Below are 23864 nucleotides of genomic sequence, written 5' to 3'. Positions count from 1 at the left end.
TGATTGCGGGAATTCTAGCAGACGCGGATTTGCTTACAATGGCTCTGTTACCGGCCATATTGCCGATGAAAGGAAAACAAGATGAAGATGAAAACACTGGCGCTGATGATGGCGCTGGCAACGGCACAAGTGCTGGCTGCCCCGCTGCATTTAGCGGTATATAACCCACAGGAACAGGGTGTATTTCCTGTTTCCTCGACGTTGGTCTCTGGTGCGCATGAAGCGATCCTATTCGATGCCCAGTTTAGTCCTAAAGATGGCGAAAAACTGGTGCAAATGATCAAAGACAGCGGCAAAACACTGACGCAGATTGTCATCACCTCAGGCGATCCTGATTTTTACTTCGGCCTGGAACCGATTGTGAAAGCCTATCCGCAGGTGAAAATCGTGGCCTCACCGCTGGTGGTTGAGCATATTGAAGCCACCAAAGCGGCCAAGTTAGAATATTGGGGACCCAAAATGCCGGGAGGTGCGCCCGCACAACTGTATGTTCCGCAGGTTACCCATCAAACCACCTTCAACGTCGATGGCGAACGCATTGAGTTACGTCACGCGGATGATAAATCCGCCTACGTATGGATTCCGGCTAACCGGGCGGTATTGGGCGGAACTGCGATTGCTGCCGGCATCCATGTCTGGACCGCTGACACACAAACCCCGGCCAGCCGTGAGCAATGGCGCAATGTGCTGAAGGAAATCCAGCAACTGAAACCGAAAGTAGTGATTCCAGGCCATTATATTGGTGCCCGTCCAGCAGACGATCAGGCGGTGGCCTTTACGCTTGATTATCTGCAAACGTTTGAAAAAACATTACAACAACATAAAGGTTCTACTGCGGTGATTCAGGCAATGAAAACGGCTTATCCGAACTTGCCGGATGAAAGCTCGTTGGAATTAAGTGCCAAAGTGAATACCGGTGAGATGAAGTGGTAGTTGGCGGGATATGACCAGGTGCGCATTAATGCGCACCTTTCGATATTTTAATCTTTACGCTTTACTGTTGCTCGCCCGTGCAAACGCAGGCTCACTTTTGCGATGAAACAGCGGATAGGCAATGCTGGTCACCACGAAGCTGATGATCCAAGATATATCCACACCTGGAATCAAGTTGGCGTACGGACCGGCGAAGAAGGCATTTTCCACAAACGGAATCTGCACCACAATACCAGCAAAATAGACCAACAGTGCCTGCGTATTCAGCAAACCATAGCGACCACCATCAGCGCGGAATATCGCGTCAACATCATAACGTTGCTTGTTCACATAATAAAAATCCAGCAGGTTAATGACGATCCACGGAATTAACACCGCAATCAACGCCAGAATTAAATTAATAAAGAAGGAGACGAAATTCTGCGATGCCGCTAACGCTACCAGCACGCTTCCCACTAATACCAACGCTGAAACCACTAACCGAACTGCGGCTCCCGGCGTCCAGTGAGGACGGAAAGTTTGCACTGCGGTGATCAGTGATAACACTGCGCCGTACAGGTTCATCGAGTTATGACAGATAATATTAATCAGGAACAGCACCATTAATATCGGGCCGAGCCAACCGGTAGCGTGACGGACTGACATCATGGCATCACTGGTTGGCGCAATATTGACCGCCATCATGCCGAAAATAAAGGCCAGAATAGTACCGCCGCAGGCACCCAGGTAGGTGGCAATAAACGGGCGTGCAACACCGACATTGGCTGGCAGGTAGCGCGAGTAGTCAGAGGTATAGGGCGAGAAACTGATTTGCCATACCGCTCCGATACAGAAGGTGCCGAACCAGCCTGCGGCACTCATGCTGCCACGAGACCAAAAGTCCGCCGGCAAGGGTTGTGACACCATCAATGCCAGGCCCAAAATCAGCGCCGCACCCATAATCCATGCACCGACTTTATTGATGCGATGGATAAAATGGTAACCAACGATACCAATTGCAGTGGCAAGGATAGCGCCAATGACCGTGGCACTGCTTACCGGCATCGACGGGAAGACGTTGTTGATAACTTTACCGGAAAGCGAAATATTCGAGATAAAGAACCCGAGATAAATCACCGTCGTAAAGCTGATCACCAGCAGCGAACCGTAACGACCAAACTGCGCGCGGCTCTGCACCATTTGTGGAATGCCGACTTTCGGCCCTTGCGCAGAGGTTAAAGCAAGGAAGACCCCGCCAAACAGATGGCCGGCAATAATCGCGGTTAAAGCAGAAATAACATTCAGATGAAACGTTTCGGTGGCAATCGCGCCGCTGACAACCGCCAAGGGTGCAATATTGGTACAGAACCACAAGGTAAATAAACTGTGCGATTTACCGTGGCGTTCCGATTCTGGAACATAATCCACCGACTTATTTTCGATAATTTGACTCTGACGTGGTTGTGTATTCACCGTACCCTCCAATTCTCAAAGTGGGATTGTTTTTTAATGTGGGTAAAACCTTCCTCGCGAAAAAAAAGCCACAGCCATCCCGACGAATTTATTTTCGTCTTCTTATTAAAAGAATTGGCGGTAAGACTCCCGGTGCTAATTAATGCTTAACAACTGTACATGTGACGGTCGTCATAAATGACGCCCCTACATATTCCAAACCTGTTTCCCTTAGGGTGCGCATTTATGCGCACCTTAATCAATCAGCGCATAATAAAGGGGTCGCTAATCGGCTCATCGCTGGTACGCAGCCACACTGTTTTCGTGGTGGTGTATTCCAACGCGGCGTCAATGCCACCTTCACGACCGAAACCGGACTTACCGTAGCCGCCAAACGGCGCCAGCGGTGAAACCACGCGATAGGTGTTCAGCCACACCACGCCGCTGCGCAACTTACGCGTGACACGATGGGCGCGCGTCAGGTTTTGGGTGAATACACCGGCAGCCAAACCATACTCTGTACCATTGGCTAAACGAATCGCCTCGGCTTCATCATTAAAAGTCAGCACCGACAAGACCGGACCAAATAGCTCCTGCACCACGCTTTCTGCATTTGGCACCGCACTGCAATCCAAAATGGTGGGTGGGAAATAGAATCCCGGTCTGTCAATCGGCTGATTGCCGATCACCAGGCGCGCACCCTGCTCAATACTGCGCCTCACCACCTGCTCGATATTGCGTTTCTGTCTTTCGGTGCAGAGTGGACCAAACTGCGTCTCCTGCTGCTGCGGGCAACCGATAACAATACCGCGCACTTTACTGGTGAGCTTTTCAATAAAGGCATCTTTAATCTGCTCATCCACCAGCAGACGCGAGCCCGCGACACAGCTTTGTCCTGAGGCAGAGAAAATGGCGGCCACCTGCGCATTGGCTGCACTTTCCAAGTCAGCATCGGCAAACACGATAAACGGTGACTTGCCGCCTAATTCCAGCGAGGTGCTGGCCAGGTTTTCCGCGCTGTTGCGAATAATGTGACGTGCGGTATCCGCACCGCCGGTAAAGGCGATGTGATCGACCTGCGCATGCTGGGTCAGCACCGTGCCACAACCTTCTGCAAAACCGGTAATGACGTTTATCACCCCCGCAGGGAAACCGGCCTCATGCACCAGTTCAGCAAATCCCAGCAGCGGCGTCGGTGCAACTTCAGCCGCCTTCACCACCACCGTGCAACCTGCCGCAATGGCCGGGCCGATTTTCACCGCGGAGAGAAACAGCTGGCTGTTCCAGGGAATAATCGCGGCAACCACGCCTACCGGTTCACGCTTAATCCAGGTTTCCATGTCGGCTTTATCGATGCTGAGCGTGGCACCGTCCATCTTGTCGGCCAGTCCGGCATAGAAGCGATAGTATTCCGCCACGTAAGCGATCTGCGCCTGAGTTTCACGGATGATTTTCCCGGTATCGAGCGTCTCAAGACGGGCCAGTTTTGCGGCATCGCGTTCAATCAAATCCGCCAGCTTCAGCAGCAATTTGCCGCGCGCACCGGCAGTTAAGCCGCGCCACGCATCGGATTCAAAAGCCCGGGCCGCCGCCTGCACTGCGCGGTCGGTTTGCTCGCTGCGTGCTTCGGCAATCGTGGCCCACGGCTCAGCGGTGGCCGGATTCAACGAGGTGAAAGTCGCAGCCCCGGCGTCAAATTGGCCGTCGATGTAGAGTTTGAAAGATTCCATGACGTCTCCGCTCAGTGAAATGCAGGTGCAACGTGTTTAATAAAGCGTTCCAGCGAGGCTTTCTTACGCTCGAAGGTCATGCCGCTATCCAGCCACAAGGCGTACTCATCGTAGCCCATCGCCTCATAGTTTTTCAGGCGAGCGATCACTTGATCAGGATTACCAATCGCCAGATTTTTTCGCATCCCTTCCACGCTGTAATAGGTATTTGCGGCGATCTCTTCCTCGGTCAAAGGCTTGATCAGCCCCTGCTGCACCGGGCGTTCATTCTTGAACCAGGCACCGAAATAGTTGTAGAAGCGATTAAGTTCAACTGCCGCTTGCTGCGCATCGGCCTCATCTTCGGCCACAAAACCGTGCTGCAGCAGCATGATTTTGAGCGGCTGCTCAGGTGAATATTCCCGACAGGCTGCTTTGAAGGTGGTGATCAGACGCGTGATCTCTTCTTCGCCCTGATGCAAAGGCGTGCACTGCACGTTACAGCCGTTCTTCACTGCAAATTCATGACTGTTCGGGTCACGCGCGGCCACCCAAATGGGTGGATGCGGCTGCTGTTTTGGCTGCGGCGACGAAGTGGTGGACGGGAAATGCCAAAACTCACCTTTATGCTCGTAGTCGCCCTTCCACAAGGCCTTCACCGCAGGCACCAACTCACGCATCCGCTGACCCGCTTCCCAGGCATCCATCCCCGGCATCAGGCGCTCGTATTCATAGGAGTACGCGCCGCGTGCAATCCCCAAATCCAGACGCCCTTTGGTAATCAGGTCCGTCATTGCCGCTTCACCCGCCAGACGGATCGGATGGGTAAAGGGCGCAATAATGGTGCCGGTGCCCAGACGGACATTTTTGGTGCGGCTGGCAATATCCACCAGGTTGATAAACGGATTCGGCGCGATGGTGAAATTCATGCCATGGTGCTCGCCGGTCCAGATAGCGTGCAAGCCTCCTTTATCCGCGATTTCACACAGTTCCATCATCTCATCGTACAGCTTGTCCTGCGCGTCATCGGCTGACACGCGCTCCATGTGCAGGAACAAGGAAAGTTTCATACCACCTCCTGATGAGATGCGGTAAAGAAGTGACGGACAGAACCTTCGACTTCGTCACCGTAATAGAGACCGTAATTACCCACTGCATTTTCGCGGATAAAACGATCGACCAGTGATTTCAGCGCGCTATCCGGCACCGGCAGTTGCGCCAGCGTGTGGACATCCACCCATTCGCCCTTCTGTACCGCTGGCAAGGTGCTGCCCGTCGGCTGTGCGCACAGGAACACGATATGCTGCTGTTTCTTTTGGCGGTCTTCCCAAATGGAGTAGACAAAACCTGGGTTGGCCTCAATATTCAGTCCGGTGAACAACAGATTGAGCGTTTCACTCACGCTGCGGTTATTGACCGTTTGCGACGGCAAGCCATAACCGTTCTCTTTCTTAACCACTAACGCCTGGCCCGCCGATTCAATCAACGCACTGACCACCACGTTAGGACCGGCAATCAGGGATTCCGCATTCTGATAAGGCGTGAAGTAGGCGCCGCGGTAGTAGCCTAGGCCTGGCGTACCGCAAGAATCGAACTGCTCCACTTTACCGATCAGAATCGCATGGTCACCGGCATCGATGACCTGATGCATCGCGCATTCAAACCAGGCTGAACTCTCATCCAGCAACGGCGTGTTGAACTCCCCTTTGCGCCACTTCACCAGCGAGAATCGATCGGCCACTTTCTGCGCGAAAATATTCGATGTCTCTTTCTGCTGCTCCGCCAAAATGTTGATGGCGAAATGCGGGCATTGCGTGAAATTCTCGAAATTCGCGGAGCGCTTATCGATGCTCACCAGCAGCAGCGCGGGGTCAAGTGACACCGACGAGAACGAGTTTGCGGTGAAGCCAATCGGCTGCCCTTGTGCATCGTTAGTGGTGACCACGGTGACACCGGTCATGAAGGCGCCAAAGGCGTCACGTAACTGTCTGCGTTTATCTGCGTCCATAAGTTACTCCTTTACAGGCTCTTTTTGCGTGACGGCGGCGGCAACCGGCTTAAGGAACGATAAAATTTCCTCGTTCACCCTGTCTGCATCCGTCAGGTTCAACATGTGTTTAGCGTTAGCGACCACCACCGCCTGACCCTGTCGTGCTGCCTGGGCCATTTGGCGCGTCATGTCTGGATTCGAATTGGCATCCAGTTCACCGGTCATCACTAACACCGGACATTGCATTTCATTCCAGCGCTCAGAATAGAAGCGATCTCCCGCCGCAAACGCCTGGTAGGCGCGTGCATAGCCGTCGCGATTCACCTGTTGCAACCACGTTCCCACTTTTTGACGCAGGGGTTTTTCGTGGTGTTCGTCACTGAACCAACGATCCAGTGGCGCATCGAGCCGCACATTACCGCTCGCTAACTCTTGTGCGCGTTTCAACACCGCATTGCGCGCGCTATCGTTACGCTTAAACACGCCGCTCATCACAATCGCGTGATTTACCAACTGCGGATAATCGATTGCGATACCTGCGGTGATCAGTGCGCCCATTGAGTGTCCCGCAACAGCAAAACTGCGCTCGGGTTGTGTCTGCAAGAACAGGGCCAACCACTGCACGTAATCCTTTAAGGTGGCTGGATGACGAAAACCGCTGCTTTCGCCATGTCCAGGCATATCCACCGCTATCACGCGGAAGTAGCGGCTTAACACGTCCATTTGTGGGAACCAGGCGTCGGCATTCATGCCGACACCGTGGATCAACACCAGCGGCGTGCCCTGTCCAGCCTCCAGGTAACTGACCTGGAGACCTAACTCAGATAGCTGCTGGGTTTTTCTGGTCATGGCCTAACTCTTTCAGGTCAAGATAACGGTTGCCGATACGATGATGCGGACGGCCGCCCAGTGCTGCGCCCAGTGCGATCACAATCTCGTCTGCGAATGGCGCATCGTTGATGTTGAACTGCATGGTGAGGTAGTGCTCACGAGTGCCTTCATCATTCGTACCCATCATAGGTACCAGAATCGGTGTATTGGCTGGACCACGGGTGTTATTGAAGGCCAGATAGGTTTTACCCTTCACAGCAGAGCGATAATGGTTGCCGAAATGCAGGGTATGAATCAGTGCTGAGGCGTGTTCCAGTTCGCCGTTCAAGCCCACCACTGCGCTTTTACCGTAAGCCACCACCTTGTCACCACCGCCCGCTTCTTTCACGATCAAGCCGGTCAGCAGTTCACCCAGTACTGGCGCCATTTCGCGAATCTTCGGTGCGAGGTCTTCGACGAAGCCTTCACCGGCCCACGGATTTTTTACCACGGCAGCCGCCGCAATCATCACCAGCGGCGTGGTGGCCGCTTTGCCGCCGTCGGAGTAGATGGTCTCGGTGGTAACGAACGTCTTGCGTATATCTGGATGCATGGTTAGAGCCTCATTCAAGTTAACGGTTTGTTAATCTGGTGTGTCGGGAAGGGATATAACATCGGAATTTATGGTATGTCAAAAGTTGGTATACCATCATACGGTGTTCTTATGTGCAGGCTTTTTTGCTATGCTTTTTGGGCGGGAAACCCCGCTGTATCAGGGGAATTAGCCCACTACGTGGCACAATTCTGAATAGACGTGAGCGCACTATCGCGTTGTGACTGATGTCATAAATTTCACCGACAATGCATAAGGGTTATCTGGTTAACGATATGATTTAAATCGGATTAATATTTCTTCGGCGAGGGGTGTGAGTCGTAAGTCTTGACGCATGATGAAACTGTGAGCCAACGCTAATTTCACCCTGGTGTCGCTCATCACGTCCGTGGGGATAACCTCTACCGCTCAAACAGGCAGCGTTGCTTTCGCGCGGTAAACAGTGCTAATAGTAAAAAGGTTGCTGAGTTTTAAATTAATGACCAGCTGAATTTTTTATTTCAACGTAGAGAAAATTATGGTTGCGAGTCACTCCTTAAAAATTGAAAACACGCCAGTGACCCTTCGCGAGCTGGCGTTGGCAAAAGTGCGCCAGGCCATTATTTCTGGCTATTTTAAAGCGGGCGATCGTTTGGTGGAACGTAGCTTGTGTGATGAATTAGGCGTAAGCCGCACCGTGGTGCGCGAGGTCATTCGTTATTTGGAAGCGGAAGGCTTAATTGAAAACTTGCCGAAAAAAGGACCTATTGTCGCGATATTAACCTGGGAAGTCGCCGAGCAGATTTATGACATTCGACTGTTACTGGAATCCGAGGCGGCGAAAGATTGTGCTAAAACCGCAACCAGTAAAGATAAAAAGGATCTGCACCAAAAACTGCTGCGCATCGCCAAAGCTTCTCATGATCACGATGATATTGAACGTGTTGAAGCCTCTCAGGCCTTTTACGAATCCCTTTTTTCCATTGCAAAACATCATATTGCGTGGGAGATCGTGCAACGCCTTAACAGCCGTATCAGCCGTCTGCGCGCGCTCACGCTGCGCAGTCCTGAGCGCCAGGTGGCAGGTTTCGAACGCATGTCACGAATTTATGAAGCCATCGAAGAAAACAATCCAGAACAAGCGAAAGATGCGGTGAAACAACATCTGGCCGAAGCCGCAATACTCGCTAAATCTATTTTGACTGCCGAGGAGTAATGATGCCTGCTTATTGGATCGCACACGTTAATATTAATGATGCACAGCAGTACCAGAATTATATTGATTTAGCGCCCTTGGCGTTTAAAAAATACCAAGCCAGGTTTATCGCTCGAGGTGAAAATGCTACCTCTCTGGAGGGCGAAAAATTTACTAAGCATGTCGTCATTGAATTTCCGGATTATCAAACAGCATTAGATTGCTACCATTCTGAAGAATATCAATTAGCGAAAAAACAGCGTAAAGACGTGGCGAAAGCGATGATTACGATTGTGGATGGACTGGCGTGAATAGCATTTATTTAATTTAATGATCGAGGTTTTTTATAATACCCCGTGAATAACCGGTGGCTTAAATTAGCTGCCGGCCACATCCTACGTATAACAACATCTTATATTAACCTACTGATTTTAATACTTAAAATAACATATTCAGGTTTGAAAATCCCTGCCTTATTAAGGTGCAGAAATGCATCACTCCGCACGATCGCGGCGCGAGTTATCGCATCAGTTTGAATTTTAGGATTCGACAGTGAAATCGCTGCGGGATTGCGCAATAAATTGCGCCACGACTAAGCGGCCAACGTTTTGGCATAGTGACTCATCATCTGTGCCTGCTCATACGTTTTAGTGCAATTAACCCTCTTCACTCTCATCATAATGAATAATCGACAGTAAGCGGATGGGGACTTGGAGTAATTTCTCAGGGCCGTGCGGCACTCCACCATCGAATGACAGGCTATCGCCCGGAGACATGGGATAAAGGCGCGTGCCATGGCGATAAATCAATTCGCCTTCCAACAAATAGAGAAATTCATGCCCTGGATGACAGAAATTGGGAAACTCTTCACTGGCATCGTCCATGGTGACCAGAAAGGGTTCGTACAGTTTGTACGGGCCTTGCGCATAACTGAGTAAATGATAGGAGTGGCCGACTTCGGTGCCAGTGCGCACTACTTCCATGCCCTCACCCGCTTTAATCAACTGGGCGCCGCGTTTGGCCACATCATAATCGCTAAATAATTTGGAAACCGGCAAACCGATGGCGTCACACAGACGACTAAGAATATCGAGACTGGTGGAAACATGGGCGTTCTCCACCTTGCTGACCATACCAACGCTGACACCCGCAATACGTGCCACATCTGAGATTTTATAACCCTGAGAAATACGCCGCTGCTTCAGCGAACGCGCAATATGCTGCTCCAGACTCAACGGGCTCTCACGCTGGCTGGTGGTGACCGATTTGCTCATCGAGGCTTAATTTTCTCCGACATTTTGCGCAGGTTTCCAAGCTCGAACGAAATACGTTGCGCAGTGGCTAATAACGCATTACGCACCACCTCCTTCTGATGAGGATCTTCCATCAACGCATCAGGTCCTGAGACGTTGATTGCCGCCACAATCTGGTTGTGATGATCGCGCAGCGCACAGGCAATCGCGGTGGCGAAATCGGACTGGTGCTCAACCCAGCCTTGTATGCTGTCCTGCTGCACGGTTTGCTTCAGTTCTGGCAAGGTGCGCGGCGCTGAAACCGAATAGCCATCCAGTCGCACATGTTGATAGAGGCTATCCAGTTCTGCATCATTTAAGCCGGTGAGCAACACCCGCCCCATGGCGCTGCAGTGACAGGGAATACGCGTACCAATAGGCACATTCACCGACAGGCGCTGTGACGCAAATGAGCGATAAATATAGACCGCTTCCTGGCCTTCACGAATGCTGAGATGGCATGACATGGAAACGGTATTACGCAGCGTATTCAAATGCGGCATGGCGATATCCACCACATCCCGGCTGGCCAGGTAACTAAATCCATTGGAAATGACCTGTGGACCGAGTTGATAAGTATTTTTCGCCACCTTATCGAGATAGTTCATCTCAGTCAGCGTCGTGACAATACGGTAAATCGATGAGGTAGATACACCAAGATGATCGGCAAAATCCTGCACCGTCAGTACCCGGTCACGACTATTGAACATTTCAATGATGGTCAGCCCGCGAAAGAGTGCGGGCACCGTGTAATCATTTTCAGTAATAGCAGCCAGAGACATACACACCTGCATATGTGAAACCGGGCCGTGGCCCGGAGAGTGGAAATCAGCGAGCAAACTCCGCCGTGGCATCAAGCAATACATCCCAGAAATATGCTGCCATGGAGTAATCCACCAGCAGCCAAAACTGTTCTTTATCCGGCAGCGAGGCATTGATGATTAACGCATTGGCGCGCGCGACGGAGGTTTGTGCCACTGCGCCGGGCAAAAATTTATCCGCCGAGAGATCAACCGCGCACAACTTCGCCATCATTGCTGCTTGCTGAACACCGCTTATTACCAGCCACGCATGGGTATCCTGGCGTGGTAGCATAAAGCACGACAGCTCATTCATTTGCCATGACTGCTCCTCGTGTTGAATTCGCGAGGGTGCGTTATCTGCGGCCAGAATTAAAAATTCAGTCTGTGATAAACGCGCGACCAGTGAGCAGTCGCTTTGCCAGCAACACTGATTTGGCTGATCGGGCAGCACAAAGCCGCGTTGTTGCAGATACCACGCGGCGTGGCGTCCGCGAAAACCCACGCGCGCCTGATGCGAGCAGTCGTGCAGTGCGATTGCGCCGTTATCAATCGACGCCGCCTCAAGATGATCCAGCGGTCCTGCCGCCAAAACGTGCATGTTTTGCATCATTACAGCTCCTGTCGCTGGTTTTCAGCATCATAAAAGGGCAACTTCACCACTAATGCAGTGACTTCCCTGCCGCCTTCAGTGCGAATGGTAATGCTATCGCCCGGGGTTGCCCGATCTGCTGATGCATAGGACATGCCAATTATCGCTTTGAGCGTGGGTGAATATTCGCAGGATGTTACATTGCCGGTGATACGCTCACCTTCTAAAACTAAATGACCTTCCAGCGGGAGCGGGGATGCTGCAGGCAGTGTGAAAGCCACCAGTTTGCGCACCGGTGGGTGAGATTCCAGAATATCGATGGCGCGACGGCCAATAAATTCCGGCTTAACACGATTAACCGCCCAACCCATGCTGATTTCTCCTGGATGGCTCATACCATCGGTATCCTGACCGATAATCACGTGCCCCTTTTCCAGGCGCAACAAACGCTGTGCTTCGACACCAAAGGGTTTTATCCCGTCATTGCTCCCCGCTTGCATCAGCGCATCCCATAAGGCCTGACCATAACGGGTCGGCACATGGATCTCATAGCCCAGTTCGCCAACAAAGCCCACACGCAGCAGACGCGCCGGTATACCGGCCACCTTTCCTTCACGACAGGCTAAATAGGGGAACGCTTCGGCACTCAAATCCAGTTCATCACACAACTTACTCAGCACCTTACGCGACTGGGGTCCCGCCAGATTGACCGCCGCCCACGCGGAGGAGACGTTAGCGATATCCACATCCAGCCGCCAGCGCGTATTCCACTGCAACATCGATTGATACACCCGTGCCACACCGCTGGTGGTCGCAGTGACATAGAAGTGGTTCTCCGCCAAACGACAAGCCACGCCATCGTCAATCACCACGCCCTGTTCATTGGTCATCAACGCATAGCGCGTGCGTCCCACAGGCTGTTTGATAAAGGCGAAAGTATAAAGACGGTTAAGGAACTCTGCGGCATCCGGGCCGCGCAACTCAATGCCGCCCAAGGTTGAAACATCAATCAGTCCGACGTTATTACGCACATTGAGCGCCTCTGCCTGCACGGCTGTTTTTTTGTCGGTGGCAGGCACAGTTTGATACCAGCCAGGGCGCAGCCAGTTGCCTGCTGGCATCATTTGCGCCTGCAAAGCCAGATGGCGTTGATGTATGGCCGTGACACGCCACGGGTCGAAATGACGTCCCGCCAGATGCGCCAGGCTCTCTGCACTGAATGGGGGGCGCGCGGTGGTGACTCCGGTTTCGCTCACGCTGCGTGCAGTAGCCTGCGCCACTAAACGTGCGGTCGGTAGTGCTGAATGCCTCCCTTGAGACGGCCCCATACCGACGGTGGAAAAGCGTTTTACCAGCTGCACATCGCGATAGCCATGTTTGGTGGCGTTGATGATGTCGTTGATTTGCAGGTCTTCGTCGAAATCGACAAACTCTTTGCCTTTCGGATGGGCGAAGATTGGCCAGGGATAGTTAATCCGTGTTTTTTCTCCCTGCTGCGGTGGCAAGGTGCTGATGTTGTTATTGATTCCTAACTGTTGCAGCACCATGCGTCCGGCGCGGGTGCCATCCTGCACCACCTCTTCGAGCGTATGCCAGCCGTTAATCGAACCGGCGGTGAACATGCCCGCGGGCAAATGGCTCAGCGTAAAACTGGCGCTGGCATCGTCATAGCGGAGTTTGCCACCTGCCTGACACGGCAGTTGCCAGGCCGGCATATACCCCGCAGACATGCAGAGTAAATCGCATTCAATACGTTTGCCGCTCGCTGCCACTTTGCCTTGGCCGACAATGCTGCGGACTTCAACCGCTGAAACCTGACCCGCACTCGCAGCCAATGCCTCATAAACCGTAGCATTGGCGATCAGCTCAATACCTGCACGCTGTAAAGGTTGTGTCAGGGCCGCTGACGGCAGTTCAGTGCGTAAGTCGATAATGGCCGCAACCGTCACACCCTGTTCATGCATCATCAGCGCTGCCAGATATGCATCATCATTGCCGGTTAACAACACGGCGCGCTGACCCGGTTTGACGCCGTAATGCTGCATCAAACGCTGGGCGGCACTGGTTAGCATCACCCCTGGTAAGTCGTTATTGCGGAAAACCACTGGCTGGTCGTAAGCACCCGCAGCGATAACACTGCTGGTTGCACGTACTTTGTACATGCGCTGCCCCTGAATCACGGGCAAATAGTGATCTTTGAACCAACCATTGCAAGTCGCATTAAGCAGTACGCGGATGTTCGGGTGCGTTTCCACACGGCTGGTCATGAACTGCAAGACCTGTTCCGTCTGTTGCGCCTCGGCTGCCATCCTTGCCCAGCTGAGTGCGCCACCGAGCAGCGGCAGTTGCTCAACCACAATCACCTGCGCACCGCTGTCTGCAGCGGTCAGCGCGGCCTGTAATCCTGCCGGCCCCCCGCCGACCACCAGCACATCACAGAACAGATACGCTTTGTCGTAATACGCTTCGTCGATCTTGAGATTCAATACTCCCAGACCCGCTTTGCGGCGGATTAGCGGCTCCCAGTGTTTCCACATTCCCTTGGGTTTATAAAAAGCGCGATAGTAAAAACCCACCGGCATAAAGCGTGAAAACAGCTGCATTTTTGCGTCGCGGTCGTTATCCAGCGATCCGTTGCAGTTTTGTCCGGTGACGGTGAGTCCCTGCGTTATAGGCTGTACATCGGCCAGCACGTTGGGTTCATCCGTCAGCTGTACCAGTGTATTGGCATCCTGACCAAACATGCTGAGTACACCGCGCGGGCGATGGTATTTGAAGGAGCGCGATAACAGATGACGTCCGCTGGCAATCACCGCACTGGCAATCGAATCACCAGCAAATCCGCTGATCTGCTCGCCCTCAAAAGTAAATTGCAGCGGTTGGCGACGGTCAATCAGCCGTCCCATAGGGGCTGCTAAACGCTTCTGGGTCATGATGCCACCTCCATGGCTGCGCTGATGCTGGCTGGCAGCGCACTGCTGTGCAGGTTGGGGAAGACTTCGCTGGCGTCAAAGGTACGGATCACTTCATCGGTTAGGGTATTGCGCTGTGCAAGAAACCAATAACTCGACGGCGTGTGGAACCACCATTCAGTCACTACCCCTGCCCGATTATCTTCATAGAACACGTAGTCCGCCCATTCACGATCGCTACAGCTCAGCTGATCAGGCAGGGTTTTCAATTCGCCACCGTAGGCGAATTCAGTGATATTGCGCGGCCCGTTGAGCGGGCAATGCATGATTTTCATCTGTCTTTCCTTTAGTGGCTGGCCGCCGTAGCGCCCATTTCATTGACCTGCTGAAAGCGCGCAAAACGTTCCAGCTGAAACGGTGCGATCAGTTCCGGCGTTTTACCGCCGCTGGCGACCAACTCCGCCATGGTTTTGCCGCAGATCGGCGTAGCTTTGAAGCCCCACGTACCCCATCCGGCGTCGAGGTAGTAGTTCTTCACCGGGCTTGCGCCCATGATTGGACTGTAATCGGGTGTCATGTCGGTGATCCCCGCCCACTGACGCATCAAGCGCGCTTTCGCCAGGAACGGGAACATCTCTATACCATGGGCGATCAGACTCTCTTTCAGATCCAACGTCGATCGAGTGTTGTAGAGCGGATAAGGATCGGAGCCACCGCCAAACACCACTTCGCCACGGCTGGTTTGCTGCACGTAACAGTGCAACGCCGAGGAACTGACCAGCGGATCGAGAAAGGGTTTCACCGGCTGCGTCACCATGGCCTGTAGGGGATACGACACCACCGGCAAGCGGAAACCGGCTTTTTGTGCCAGCAGCGAACTGTGCCCCGCGACAGCCTGTACCGCACAACCACACCCCACGGTTCCGCGGTTGGTTTTCACCGCCGTAATGCGCCCCTCGGCGATCACCAAATCCTCCACCTCGGTCATTTGGTGAATTTCCACACCGCGCTTTGCTGCCTCTTTGGCATAGCCCCAGGCCACTGCATCGTGGCGCGCAGTGGCACCGTCGATATGCCAGAGTCCTGCCAGCACCGGCAGATTACCGGGATCGAGGTTTAAGGTTGGCACCAGCTCTTTGATCTGCTGACGATCAATCATCTCGGTGCGACCACCAAAGTGCTTATTGACCTCAGCACGCTGTCGAAAGGCGCGCACCGTGCTGTCGGTGTGGGCCAGGGTCAGCTGTCCGCGTTCGGAATACATGATGTTGAAGTCAAATTCGTTCGACAGATTCTGGAACAGCTTCACCGACTCACTGTAGAAACGTACGCCTTCAGAGGTGAGATAATTAGAGCGAATCACTGCGGTATTTCGCGCCGTATTGCCACCTGCCAGATAGCCTTTTTCCAGCACGGCCACATTGGTGATGCCGTGGTATTTCGCCAGATAATAGGCAATGGCTAAGCCATGGCCGCCGCCGCCGATGATCACCACGTCATAGTGTTTTTTCAGTTCACGCGGTGCGGGAATATCCACTTCTGCCGGATATTCTGACGACAGCCCGTATTTCAATAACGCTAATGGCATCTTCCCTCTCCTTAACCCGCCGCTTGCTGAAGTTGCAACTCAGCCGCCAGCACGGTGTTTTGCATCAGACAAGCGATAGTCATGGGGCCGACACCGCCGGGTACAGGGGTGATCGCTTTTGCCACCAGACTAACGCTGTCGTAATCCACATCCCCCACCAGTCGAGTGCTGCCGTCTGGTCGGGTTACACGGTTAATGCCGACATCAATCACTAGCGCGCCGGGCTTTACCCAGCTGGCATCAATCATCTGTGGCTGGCCTACAGCAGCAATCAGGATGTCTGCCTGGCGCGCCAGCTGCGCGGCATCACGGCTGCGCGAATGCAACGTGGTGACCGAACAGTGCGCATGCAGCAACAAACTGGCCATCGGTTTGCCCACGATGTTGGAGCGACCAATCACCACCGCGTGTTTACCACTCAGATCACCGCCATACTCCTGCAACAGCAGCAGGCAACCCAGCGGAGTACATGGCGTGATCACCCGTTGGCCTTGAACCAAGCCGCCGGCATTTTGCGGATGAAAACCATCCACATCTTTCACAGGTGAAATGGCCCGTACAATTGCGCTTTCATTAATCTGTTGAGGTAATGGCAACTGCACTAATATGCCGTGCACCGCGGGATCATTATTTAATTCGTCAATAGTGGCGAGCAAACGCGCCTCGGTTAATTGCGCATCAAAGCGTAATTCAATAGATTTGATGCCGACCTGTTCGGCGGTACGTAATTTATTGCGCACATAAACATGACTAGCGGCATCATCTCCCACCAGTACCACAGCTAAACAGGGCGTTATGCCCTGCTGTTTTAACTGGCATACTTCTTGGGCGGTATTTTCGAGTAGTTTGGCAGCGCTTTTTTTGCCATCGATATTGATGGCTATCGGTTGCGAAGTCAGCGTGGTTGTCATCAGAAAATCACCGTTTTATTTTCGTCGAGGAAAACGCGATGTTCAGTGTGATATTTCACCGCGCGCGCCAAGGCAATGGTTTCGGTATTTCGGCCCACCACAATCAGATCGTTAGGACGATGTGTGTGATTTACGCGTTGCACTTCTTGATCGATAATCGGGCCTTCGTCCAGATCGGAAGTGACATAGTGCGCCGTGGCACCAATTAATTTCACACCACGCTCATACGCCTGATGATAAGGCATCGCACCTTTAAAACCGGGTAAGAACGAGTGATGAATATTGATAGCCCGACCGGCCAGCTGTTTGCACAGATTATCCGAGAGAATCTGCATATAACGCGCTAACACCACCAGTTCCGTTTGTGTCTCCTCGACGATTTTTAACAGCTCAGTCTCTTGCTGTGTCTTGTTTTCTTTATTGACCGGCAAGTAAACAAAGCGGATACCCTCACGCTCCGCCATAGGCCGTAGATCCAAATGATTGGAGACAATGGCGGTGATGTTGATATTCAGTTCACCTTTATTTCGTCGATAAAGCAGATCCGCCAGGCAGTGGTCAAACTTACTCACCATCAGCAACACACGCATCGGCTCTGAGGTATCGAAAATATCCCATTGCATGTTTAAACGCTCAGCAATGGCGGCAAAATCTTTTTTTAGCGTGACAATATCCGCGCTGAGGTTTTCATTAAAACGAAAACGCGCACGCAGAAAGAAATGCCCTAAGTGCTCATCGTCATATTGTGACAACTCACTGATGTAACATTGACTCTGACTTAGAAACCCCGTCACAGCGGCAATAATTCCCGAGGTTGCAGGACAAGTTGCAGTAATAATGAAATCACGAACAGATGCAGACATAGCCACTCCACACAGGTGAATGAATTAATTTACGAGTGAATAAATATCAGCTTTTCGACAATCAAAAAGCCACATTGCGATTCTTATTTAACACATTTAATTCATCTTTCCGCGCTTGTCTAGCGACATTTTATAAATAGCCCTAAATCACCCCACATCAAATTAATCATTTATATATAAACACTTTATTTCAAATTTGAATGGTTTCACTCATTTTATTTACCCATGAAGATTTATGTGCAAATAGGGAGTTAAAAGTCCCATTGCTAAGCCCCAATTTGGGGAGTCCACTCCTGCTAAATATTCATTACTGATGATTGAGGTTGGTTAAATCTGGTTTCCTTACTGCCTAATTCACCCATCCTGATTTACGGATGAAATTTAATGGCATGAAATAAAAGGTTTTTTTACTTTTCATCTAAGAACCCAGCCATTCTGGCACAGCTCCTGCATTTTCCTGTCAGTGAAAAAATATTCCTCACGAGAATACAACAAGGCCCACGCACTCAAGCAGCGTGCTCCATTTCATTGCGGTTAAGAGGTAGTTATGTCACCTGAACAGGCCAGGCAGTTTTTACAAGACAACAATGTGCGCTATCTGCTCGCACAGTTCGTTGATATTCACGGCGCCGCTAAAACCAAATCGGTGCCGGCTAAGTGCTTGATGGATGTGGTTGAGAAAGGTGCGGGCTTTGCCGGTTTCGCCATTTCAGGTATGGGCATGGAGCCGCAAGGCCCCGATTTCTGCGCTCGTGGCGATCTCAGTACCTTGTCACTGGTGCCATGGCAGCCGGGTTATGCGCGTATTGCCTGCAACGGTTACGTGAATAAACAACCGCACCCCTACGACAGTCGTGTGGTGTTGATGAAACAGGTTGAGCGCCTGGCCGAAAAAGGCTGGACGCTGAATAGCGGCCTGGAACCGGAGTTCTCGCTCTTCACTCGCGGTGAAAATGGCACCCTGTTGCCTGCCGATAGCAGCGATACGCTGGCAAAACCCTGCTACGACTATAAAGGCTTGTCCCGCGTACGCCCATTCCTGGAGAAACTCACTGAGTCGTTGCAGGAGGTCGGTTTTGATGTCTACCAAATCGATCATGAAGACGCTAACGGTCAGTTCGAGATTAATTACACCTACAGCGACGCATTGACCTCAGCTGACCGCTTTACTTTTGTGCGCATGGCAGCGGCGGAAATTGCCCATGACCAAGGTCTGTTGTGCTCATTTATGCCAAAACCCTTCGCTGATCGCCCCGGTAACGGCATGCATTTCCATCTATCGATGGCCGATCGTCAGGGCAATAACATCTTCCACGATGACAGCGATCCGCAAGGCCTGGGTTTATCGAAAACGGCATATCACTTTATGGCGGGCATGCTGCATCACGCGAAAGCCCTTTGTGCCTTTGCCGCGCCCACCGTTAACTCTTACAAACGCTTAACCAGTGGCGGTTCTGCTACGGGTGCAACCTGGGCTCCGGTGTTTATCACCTACGGTGACAACAACCGCTCGGCCATGGTGCGTATCCCTTATGGTCGCCTTGAGCTGCGCCTGCCCGACACTGGTGCCAATCCTTACCTGGTGCATGCGGCCATTATCGCAGCCGGACTGGATGGTGTGGCACGTCAACTTGAGCCGGGTAAAGCGCAGAACGGCAATCTGTATGCCCTTACGGCTCAGGATTGCCAACGCGAAGGCATCGAATTACTGCCGCAAAACCTGAAAGAAGCCCTGGATGCCCTCGCGGCTGACGAGATTCTGCGCGAATGCATGGGCGCGGAGATCGTGGACGAGTTCATTAAGGTCAAGCGCCAGGAGTGGCACGAATATCACCGTCATGTTAGCGAGTGGGAAACCCGTCGCTACCTCGAATTCTTTTAATGAAACCCTGCAAAGCAAAGGAAATTCTATGTGTGGAATTGTCGGACTCTATTTTAAAAATGCGGCGATGGAGCAGCAGCTGGGCGATCTGTTCCGTCCGATGCTGATCTCGATGACCGAACGTGGCTGCGACAGTGCTGGCTTTGCCGTTTACGGTGACGAATATGACGCGGGCATCAAACTGACGCTGCGTAGTGATGATGTCAGCTTTAACTGGAACGGCTTGGCCGACCGTCTGGCGACCGACTTTGGCAAGGTTGATGAGTGGTTCCAGAACAGCAGCGTGGCGGTCTTTAAGCTGCCAACCGATGAAGCCAGCGCACTGGCTTGGCTGGCACAGCATGCACCGGAAATCGATGTCATGAGCGCCGGGCACAGTATCGAAATTCTTAAAGGGGTTGGTCTGCCAGCTCAAGTCGCCGATCACTTCAATCTCGGCAAGATGAAAGGCAGCCATGCGATTGGCCATACCCGTCTTGCCACGGAAAGTGCCGTGACGATACAGGGCAGCCATCCGTTCTCAACCGGCATGGATCTTTGCCTGGTGCACAACGGTTCTCTCTCTAACCACAATCGCCTGCGCGAAAAACTTAAGCGCGCCGGGATTCAGTTCAAAACAGAGAACGATTCCGAAGTGGCTGCGGGCTATCTCGCGTGGCGCTTAGCGCAAGGTGATTCGTTGCAGGTGGCGCTGGAGAACGCGCTCAAAGATCTCGATGGCTTCTTCACCTTCACCATCGGCACGCGTGACGGCTTTGCAGTACTGCGCGATCCCATCGCCTGTAAGCCAGCAGTGATCGCAGAAACCGATGATTACGTCGCCATGGCCTCCGAATATCGTGCGCTGGCAAATCTGCCGGGCATCAAGGACGCCAATGTGTGGGAGCCGGAACCGGCAAAACTTTACGTGTGGGAGCGCAACAGCACCCAGACCGCAGGAGCAGTGTGAACATGAAAACTTACGACTTAAGTCACGGCGTGCGCGAACTGAATCAGGCATTGCACGATGCCAACCTGACAAAAGAGATCAAAAACTGGCAGGTGATTAATCCAGCCGGCGCACACAACATCGCCTGCGGCGTGAATGATGAACTGGCTATCACCATTGAAGGTCATGCCGGTTATTACTGTGCGGGCATGAATCAGAAAGCGGCGATTACCGTGCAAGGTAACGTTGGCGTCGGCGTAGCGGAAAACATGATGTCCGGTTCTGTACGCGTAAAAGGCGATGCCTCGCAATCTGCAGGCGCAACTGGCAACGGTGGTTTGTTAGTAATTGAAGGTAATGCGGCCGCTCGCTGCGGCATCTCAATGAAAGGCATCAACATCGTAGTGAAAGGCGATATCGGTCCAATGAGCGCCTTTATGGCTCAGGCCGGATGTCTGGTGGTGTGTGGAAATGCCGGTGAAGCACTCGGCGATTCACTGTACGAGGCACACATCTATGTGAAAGGCACTGTCGCCTCATTGGGTGCAGATTGTGTGCAGAAAGAGATGCGCGCGGAACATATCGAAGAACTCGGTTTGCTCCTGCAACAAGCAGGCTTCGATGAGTCACCCAAAGCCTTTACGCGCTACGGCTCGGCCCGCCAGCTTTACAACTTCAAAGTGGATAACGCGTCAGCGTATTAAGTGGAGAACACCATGAGTGATAAATACAATCCGGCGTTACGCGAATCCGCCACTTATACCCGTTCGGTGATTGCCGAAATCCAACGTGCCGCTGAGACCGGCATCTATGATATCCGCGGCTGGGGTGCCAAACGTCAGGTGCCGCATTTCGACGATTTGCTGTTTCTCGGTGCCAGCATGTCGCGCTATCCGCTGGAAGGCTATCGCGAAAAATGCAGTACCGAAGTGGTGCTCGGTACGCGCTATGCCAAAAAGCCGCTGGTGATCAGTACGCCGGTGACGATCGCGGGCATGAGTTTTGGCGCCCTGTCGGCGCAGGCAAAAGAGGCCTTAGGTCGTGGTGCTTCAGCCGTCGGCACTTCAACCACCACCGGTGACGGCGGTATGACGCCGGAAGAGCGCGGGCAATCAAGCAAGTTGGTGTATCAATATCTGCCATCACGTTATGGCATGAACCCGGACGATCTGCGTAAAGCCGACGCCATCGAAGTGGTGCTCGGCCAAGGTGCAAAACCCGGTGGTGGCGGTATGTTGCTGGGACAGAAAATCTCTGAACGCGTAGCCAAAATGCGCTGCCTGCCACAGGGCATCGACCAACGTAGTGCCTGTCGTCATCCCGACTGGACCGGCCCGGATGATTTGGCGATTAAGATCGCGGAACTGCGTGAGATCACTGACTGGCAGGTGCCGATTTACGTGAAAGTGGGTGCAACCCGTACTTATTATGATGTGAAACTGGCGGTACAAGCAGGTGCTGATGTCGTGGTAGTCGACGGCATGCAGGGCGGGACAGCGGCGACCCAGGATGTGTTTATCGAACATGTAGGCATTCCAACCATGGCGGCGATCCCGCTGGCGGTTCAGGCATTGCAGGAGCTGGGCGTGCACCGTGAGGTACAGCTCATCATCTCCGGCGGTATCCGTAATGGCGCGGATGTGGCCAAAGCTATCGCCTTAGGTGCCGACGCGGTGGCAATTGGTACTGCGGCACTGATTGCCTTGGGTGATAACAATCCGCGTTATGAAGAGGAGTATAAAAAGCTGGGCTCAGCTGCTGGTTTTTATGACGACTTCCAGGAAGGCAAGGATCCAGCGGGGATTACCACCCAAGATCCCGAGCTGAGCAAACGTCTCGATCCTGAACTGGCTGGCAAGAAGCTCGCCAATTACCTGCGGGTGTTAACGCTTGAAGCGCAAACTCTGGCGCGCGCCTGCGGTAAATCACATCTGCACAATCTGGAGCCCGAAGATTTGGTGGCATTAAATGTGGAAGCGGCTGCCATGGCACGCGTCCCACTGGCCGGAACCAACTGGATTCCCGGTCAGGACCTGAAATAACTCCCCTTCACGCCTCTGCTCTGCGGAGGCGTTTTTTTGACTGCTACTGCTGAGGTGCGTAATGAAACGAACGATGCTATTCGCGTTGCCTGTTGTGCTGTGCAGCTTTCCTGCGTTTGCCGCGCCAATGTTAAACAGCGGCGACGCGGCTTTCATGTTTGTCACAGCACTGCTGGTGCTGCTGATGACCTTACCAGGATTGGCGCTGTTCTATGGTGGTATGGCGCAGAGTAAGAATGTGTTGTCCGTGTTGATGCAGGTGTTTAGCGTCACGGCGCTGGTCGCGATTCTGTTTACGCTGTACGGCTATAGCTTTACCTTCACCGATGGCAAAACGCTGAATAGCGTCATAGGCAGTGGTGAAAAAGTTTTCCTGAAGAATATCACGGTTGATTCGCTGGTCGGCACGGTGCCTGAGTACGTCTACATCTTCTTTATGATGACCTTTGCAGCGATTACACCCGCATTAATCACCGGCTCGTTCGCCGAGCGAGTCAAATTCAGTGCGGTTTTAGTGTTCATGGCGATCTGGGCCACCATCAATTACATCCCTTTGGCGCATATGGCATGGGGCGGCGGTTGGATGGCGGCCTTGTCGGTGCAAGATTTTGCCGGTGGCAACGTGGTCCACATCAACTCCGGTATTGCGTCTTTAGTGGCCGCGCTGATGATCGGTCGTCGCCAGAACTTCGGTAGCGTGGCACTCACCCCGCACAACATGACGATGACCATGACCGGCGGTGCAATGCTGATGTTAGGCTGGCTGGGTTTCTGTGGCGGGTGCGCACTGGCGATTAACGGTTACGCCATGCTGGTCGTGCTGAATACGCTGTTGGGGGCATTCGGGGGGGCTGTGGCGTGGATGTTTATTGAGTGGCGGCTGCAAAAACGCCCCAGCTTGCTGGGTGTCGTCAGTGGTGCTGTGGCCGGTATGGTCGGCATTACGCCCGCCTGCGGCTATGTCGGGCCGGTGGGCGCCATTTGTGTTGGCATCCTGACCGCGCCCTGCTGCATGGCGTTCGTCACACTCATCAAACACCGTTTAAATCTGGATGATGCCTTTGATGTTTTCGCCATTCACGGTATCGGCGGCATTGTGGGTGGCCTACTGACGCCAATTTTTGCCCTGACTAGCTTAGGTGGCAGTGGTTTTGTTGCCGGGCGCTTGATCGGCGAACAGTTGTTGGTCAACGCGGGCGTGATCGTCTTTAGTATCCTGTTTTCAACCATCACCAGTTGGATTGCGTTAAAACTCACAGGCGTATTATGTAATGGCTTACGGGTGGACCGCGAAGACGAATTTGATGGTTTAGATCTCACGACACACGGCGAAGTGGGATACCGCAACAGCAACGTTTAACCGTTCGACATCCCGGATTGTCCGGGATGTCATC

The 23864-nt window shown here is 52.8% G+C and carries 22 protein-coding genes; 8 read left to right on the top strand and 14 right to left on the bottom strand.

All coding sequences use genetic code 11. The features are described from left to right. Positions 1-81: 81 nt before the first annotated feature. Positions 82-933, top strand: coding sequence for a Vmh family MBL fold metallo-hydrolase (locus tag F3J38_RS03110; protein WP_167134983.1), 852 nt, complete (start codon positions 82-84; stop codon positions 931-933). Positions 934-987: 54 nt separating this feature from the next. On the opposite strand, the gene F3J38_RS03105 is transcribed toward F3J38_RS03110, so the two are convergent. The 6 genes from F3J38_RS03105 to F3J38_RS03080 all read right to left on the bottom strand — a co-directional run bounded on the left by F3J38_RS03105 (position 988) and on the right by F3J38_RS03080 (position 7486). Next, positions 988-2385, bottom strand: a complete 1398-nt coding sequence (locus tag F3J38_RS03105) for a purine-cytosine permease family protein (protein WP_167134981.1) — start codon at positions 2383-2385, stop codon at positions 988-990. 242 nt (positions 2386-2627) lie between these two features. Further along, a complete protein-coding gene (locus F3J38_RS03100; RefSeq protein WP_167134979.1) occupies positions 2628-4094 on the bottom strand; it encodes an aldehyde dehydrogenase in 1467 nt (488 codons plus the stop codon). An 11-nt stretch (positions 4095-4105) separates the two neighbouring features. Then, on the bottom strand, positions 4106-5143 hold the full coding sequence (locus F3J38_RS03095; protein ID WP_167134977.1) for an LLM class flavin-dependent oxidoreductase: 1038 nt from the start codon (positions 5141-5143) through the stop codon (positions 4106-4108). After that, entirely contained in the window at positions 5140-6081 is a 942-nt protein-coding gene (locus F3J38_RS03090) for a flavin reductase family protein (protein WP_167134975.1), read from the bottom strand. Before F3J38_RS03090 ends, F3J38_RS03095 begins: the two co-directional genes overlap by 4 nt. 3 nt (positions 6082-6084) lie before the next feature. Continuing rightward, positions 6085-6912 carry an alpha/beta fold hydrolase gene (locus tag F3J38_RS03085; protein ID WP_167134973.1) on the bottom strand — a complete coding sequence of 276 codons (828 nt, stop codon included), beginning with the start codon at positions 6910-6912 and terminating at the stop codon, positions 6085-6087. After that, a complete protein-coding gene (locus tag F3J38_RS03080) occupies positions 6884-7486 on the bottom strand; it encodes an amino acid synthesis family protein (RefSeq protein WP_167134971.1) in 603 nt (200 codons plus the stop codon). The genes F3J38_RS03085 and F3J38_RS03080 overlap by 29 nt, the downstream gene beginning before the upstream one ends. A gap of 517 nt (positions 7487-8003) precedes the next feature. On the opposite strand from F3J38_RS03080, the gene F3J38_RS03075 reads away from it, so the two are divergent. Both F3J38_RS03075 and F3J38_RS03070 read left to right on the top strand, forming a co-directional pair. Beyond that, positions 8004-8681, top strand: coding sequence for a GntR family transcriptional regulator (locus F3J38_RS03075; protein ID WP_167134970.1), 678 nt, complete (start codon positions 8004-8006; stop codon positions 8679-8681). After that, the gene (locus F3J38_RS03070) at positions 8681-8971 is read left to right on the top strand and encodes a DUF1330 domain-containing protein (RefSeq protein ID WP_240155877.1); all 291 of its coding nucleotides are present in this window, start codon (positions 8681-8683) and stop codon (positions 8969-8971) included. The genes F3J38_RS03075 and F3J38_RS03070 overlap by 1 nt, the downstream gene beginning before the upstream one ends. A 345-nt stretch (positions 8972-9316) precedes the next feature. Here F3J38_RS03070 and F3J38_RS03065 read toward each other — a convergent pair whose 3' ends face one another. From F3J38_RS03065 to purU, 8 genes are read right to left on the bottom strand one after another with little or no spacing between them, the layout of a single operon-like run. After that, positions 9317-9934 carry a helix-turn-helix domain-containing protein gene (locus F3J38_RS03065; RefSeq protein ID WP_167134968.1) on the bottom strand — a complete coding sequence of 206 codons (618 nt, stop codon included), beginning with the start codon at positions 9932-9934 and terminating at the stop codon, positions 9317-9319. Continuing rightward, positions 9931-10734, bottom strand: a complete 804-nt coding sequence (locus F3J38_RS03060) for an IclR family transcriptional regulator (RefSeq protein ID WP_166935493.1) — start codon at positions 10732-10734, stop codon at positions 9931-9933. The genes F3J38_RS03065 and F3J38_RS03060 overlap by 4 nt, the downstream gene beginning before the upstream one ends. A gap of 46 nt (positions 10735-10780) precedes the next feature. Beyond that, positions 10781-11365 carry an aminomethyltransferase family protein gene (locus F3J38_RS03055; RefSeq protein WP_167134966.1) on the bottom strand — a complete coding sequence of 195 codons (585 nt, stop codon included), beginning with the start codon at positions 11363-11365 and terminating at the stop codon, positions 10781-10783. Next, positions 11365-14277 (bottom strand): 2Fe-2S iron-sulfur cluster-binding protein, encoded by a 2913-nt coding sequence (locus F3J38_RS03050; RefSeq protein ID WP_205298092.1) that lies wholly within the window; start codon positions 14275-14277, stop codon positions 11365-11367. The genes F3J38_RS03055 and F3J38_RS03050 overlap by 1 nt, the downstream gene beginning before the upstream one ends. Next, positions 14274-14591, bottom strand: a complete 318-nt coding sequence (locus F3J38_RS03045) for a sarcosine oxidase subunit delta (protein WP_166935497.1) — start codon at positions 14589-14591, stop codon at positions 14274-14276. Before F3J38_RS03045 ends, F3J38_RS03050 begins: the two co-directional genes overlap by 4 nt. A gap of 11 nt (positions 14592-14602) precedes the next feature. Beyond that, positions 14603-15844, bottom strand: a complete 1242-nt coding sequence (locus tag F3J38_RS03040) for an FAD-dependent oxidoreductase (protein ID WP_167134964.1) — start codon at positions 15842-15844, stop codon at positions 14603-14605. Between the two features lie 11 nt (positions 15845-15855). Beyond that, positions 15856-16755: a bifunctional 5,10-methylenetetrahydrofolate dehydrogenase/5,10-methenyltetrahydrofolate cyclohydrolase gene (locus F3J38_RS03035; protein ID WP_167134962.1), complete on the bottom strand. Its 900-nt coding sequence runs from the start codon at positions 16753-16755 to the stop codon at positions 15856-15858. Then, positions 16755-17618 (bottom strand): formyltetrahydrofolate deformylase, encoded by an 864-nt coding sequence (gene purU, locus F3J38_RS03030; RefSeq protein ID WP_166935502.1) that lies wholly within the window; start codon positions 17616-17618, stop codon positions 16755-16757. The genes F3J38_RS03035 and purU overlap by 1 nt, the downstream gene beginning before the upstream one ends. A gap of 547 nt (positions 17619-18165) precedes the next feature. Here purU and glnT point away from each other — a divergent pair. The 5 genes from glnT (at position 18166) to F3J38_RS03005 (ending at position 23830) form a co-directional block, all read left to right on the top strand. After that, a complete protein-coding gene (gene glnT, locus F3J38_RS03025; RefSeq protein WP_166935505.1) occupies positions 18166-19500 on the top strand; it encodes a type III glutamate--ammonia ligase in 1335 nt (444 codons plus the stop codon). A 28-nt stretch (positions 19501-19528) separates the two neighbouring features. Further along, positions 19529-20449: a class II glutamine amidotransferase gene (locus F3J38_RS03020; RefSeq protein ID WP_167134960.1), complete on the top strand. Its 921-nt coding sequence runs from the start codon at positions 19529-19531 to the stop codon at positions 20447-20449. Between the two features lie 2 nt (positions 20450-20451). After that, complete coding sequence (locus F3J38_RS03015; RefSeq protein WP_167134958.1) at positions 20452-21132, top strand: GltB/FmdC/FwdC-like GXGXG domain-containing protein; 681 nt, start codon at positions 20452-20454, stop codon at positions 21130-21132. Positions 21133-21144: 12 nt separating this feature from the next. Further along, positions 21145-22470 carry an FMN-binding glutamate synthase family protein gene (locus F3J38_RS03010; protein WP_084931594.1) on the top strand — a complete coding sequence of 442 codons (1326 nt, stop codon included), beginning with the start codon at positions 21145-21147 and terminating at the stop codon, positions 22468-22470. Positions 22471-22531: 61 nt separating this feature from the next. Continuing rightward, on the top strand, positions 22532-23830 hold the full coding sequence (locus tag F3J38_RS03005) for an ammonium transporter (RefSeq protein WP_167134956.1): 1299 nt from the start codon (positions 22532-22534) through the stop codon (positions 23828-23830). The last annotated feature ends 34 nt before the right edge of the window (positions 23831-23864 follow it).

This window comes from Candidatus Pantoea formicae, from assembly GCF_011752625.1.
Classification (GTDB): domain Bacteria; phylum Pseudomonadota; class Gammaproteobacteria; order Enterobacterales; family Enterobacteriaceae; genus Pantoea; species Pantoea formicae.
Note: the sequence above shows the minus strand (reverse complement) of the source record. Positions and strands in the feature narration are given on the sequence as shown.

Bases quoted from the DNA above. Each gene is read 5' to 3' on its own strand.
- F3J38_RS03015 (WP_167134958.1), top strand. From the start codon at position 20,452: ATGAAAACTTACGACTTAAGTCACGGCGTGCGCGAACTGAATCAGGCA.
- glnT (WP_166935505.1), top strand. From the start codon at position 18,166: ATGTCACCTGAACAGGCCAGGCAGTTTTTACAAGACAACAATGTGCGC.
- F3J38_RS03040 (WP_167134964.1), bottom strand. From the start codon at position 15,844: ATGCCATTAGCGTTATTGAAATACGGGCTGTCGTCAGAATATCCGGCA.
- purU (WP_166935502.1), bottom strand. From the start codon at position 17,618: ATGTCTGCATCTGTTCGTGATTTCATTATTACTGCAACTTGTCCTGCA.
- F3J38_RS03055 (WP_167134966.1), bottom strand. From the start codon at position 11,365: ATGATGCAAAACATGCACGTTTTGGCGGCAGGACCGCTGGATCATCTT.
- F3J38_RS03100 (WP_167134979.1), bottom strand. From the start codon at position 4,094: ATGGAATCTTTCAAACTCTACATCGACGGCCAATTTGACGCCGGGGCT.
- F3J38_RS03050 (WP_205298092.1), bottom strand. From the start codon at position 14,277: ATGACCCAGAAGCGTTTAGCAGCCCCTATGGGACGGCTGATTGACCGT.
- F3J38_RS03005 (WP_167134956.1), top strand. From the start codon at position 22,532: ATGAAACGAACGATGCTATTCGCGTTGCCTGTTGTGCTGTGCAGCTTT.
- F3J38_RS03080 (WP_167134971.1), bottom strand. From the start codon at position 7,486: ATGCATCCAGATATACGCAAGACGTTCGTTACCACCGAGACCATCTAC.
- F3J38_RS03110 (WP_167134983.1), top strand. From the start codon at position 82: ATGAAGATGAAAACACTGGCGCTGATGATGGCGCTGGCAACGGCACAA.
- F3J38_RS03035 (WP_167134962.1), bottom strand. From the start codon at position 16,755: ATGACAACCACGCTGACTTCGCAACCGATAGCCATCAATATCGATGGC.
- F3J38_RS03060 (WP_166935493.1), bottom strand. From the start codon at position 10,734: ATGTCTCTGGCTGCTATTACTGAAAATGATTACACGGTGCCCGCACTC.
- F3J38_RS03045 (WP_166935497.1), bottom strand. From the start codon at position 14,591: ATGAAAATCATGCATTGCCCGCTCAACGGGCCGCGCAATATCACTGAA.
- F3J38_RS03090 (WP_167134975.1), bottom strand. From the start codon at position 6,081: ATGGACGCAGATAAACGCAGACAGTTACGTGACGCCTTTGGCGCCTTC.
- F3J38_RS03010 (WP_084931594.1), top strand. From the start codon at position 21,145: ATGAGTGATAAATACAATCCGGCGTTACGCGAATCCGCCACTTATACC.
- F3J38_RS03020 (WP_167134960.1), top strand. From the start codon at position 19,529: ATGTGTGGAATTGTCGGACTCTATTTTAAAAATGCGGCGATGGAGCAG.
- F3J38_RS03085 (WP_167134973.1), bottom strand. From the start codon at position 6,912: ATGACCAGAAAAACCCAGCAGCTATCTGAGTTAGGTCTCCAGGTCAGT.
- F3J38_RS03065 (WP_167134968.1), bottom strand. From the start codon at position 9,934: ATGAGCAAATCGGTCACCACCAGCCAGCGTGAGAGCCCGTTGAGTCTG.
- F3J38_RS03095 (WP_167134977.1), bottom strand. From the start codon at position 5,143: ATGAAACTTTCCTTGTTCCTGCACATGGAGCGCGTGTCAGCCGATGAC.
- F3J38_RS03075 (WP_167134970.1), top strand. From the start codon at position 8,004: ATGGTTGCGAGTCACTCCTTAAAAATTGAAAACACGCCAGTGACCCTT.
- F3J38_RS03070 (WP_240155877.1), top strand. From the start codon at position 8,681: ATGATGCCTGCTTATTGGATCGCACACGTTAATATTAATGATGCACAG.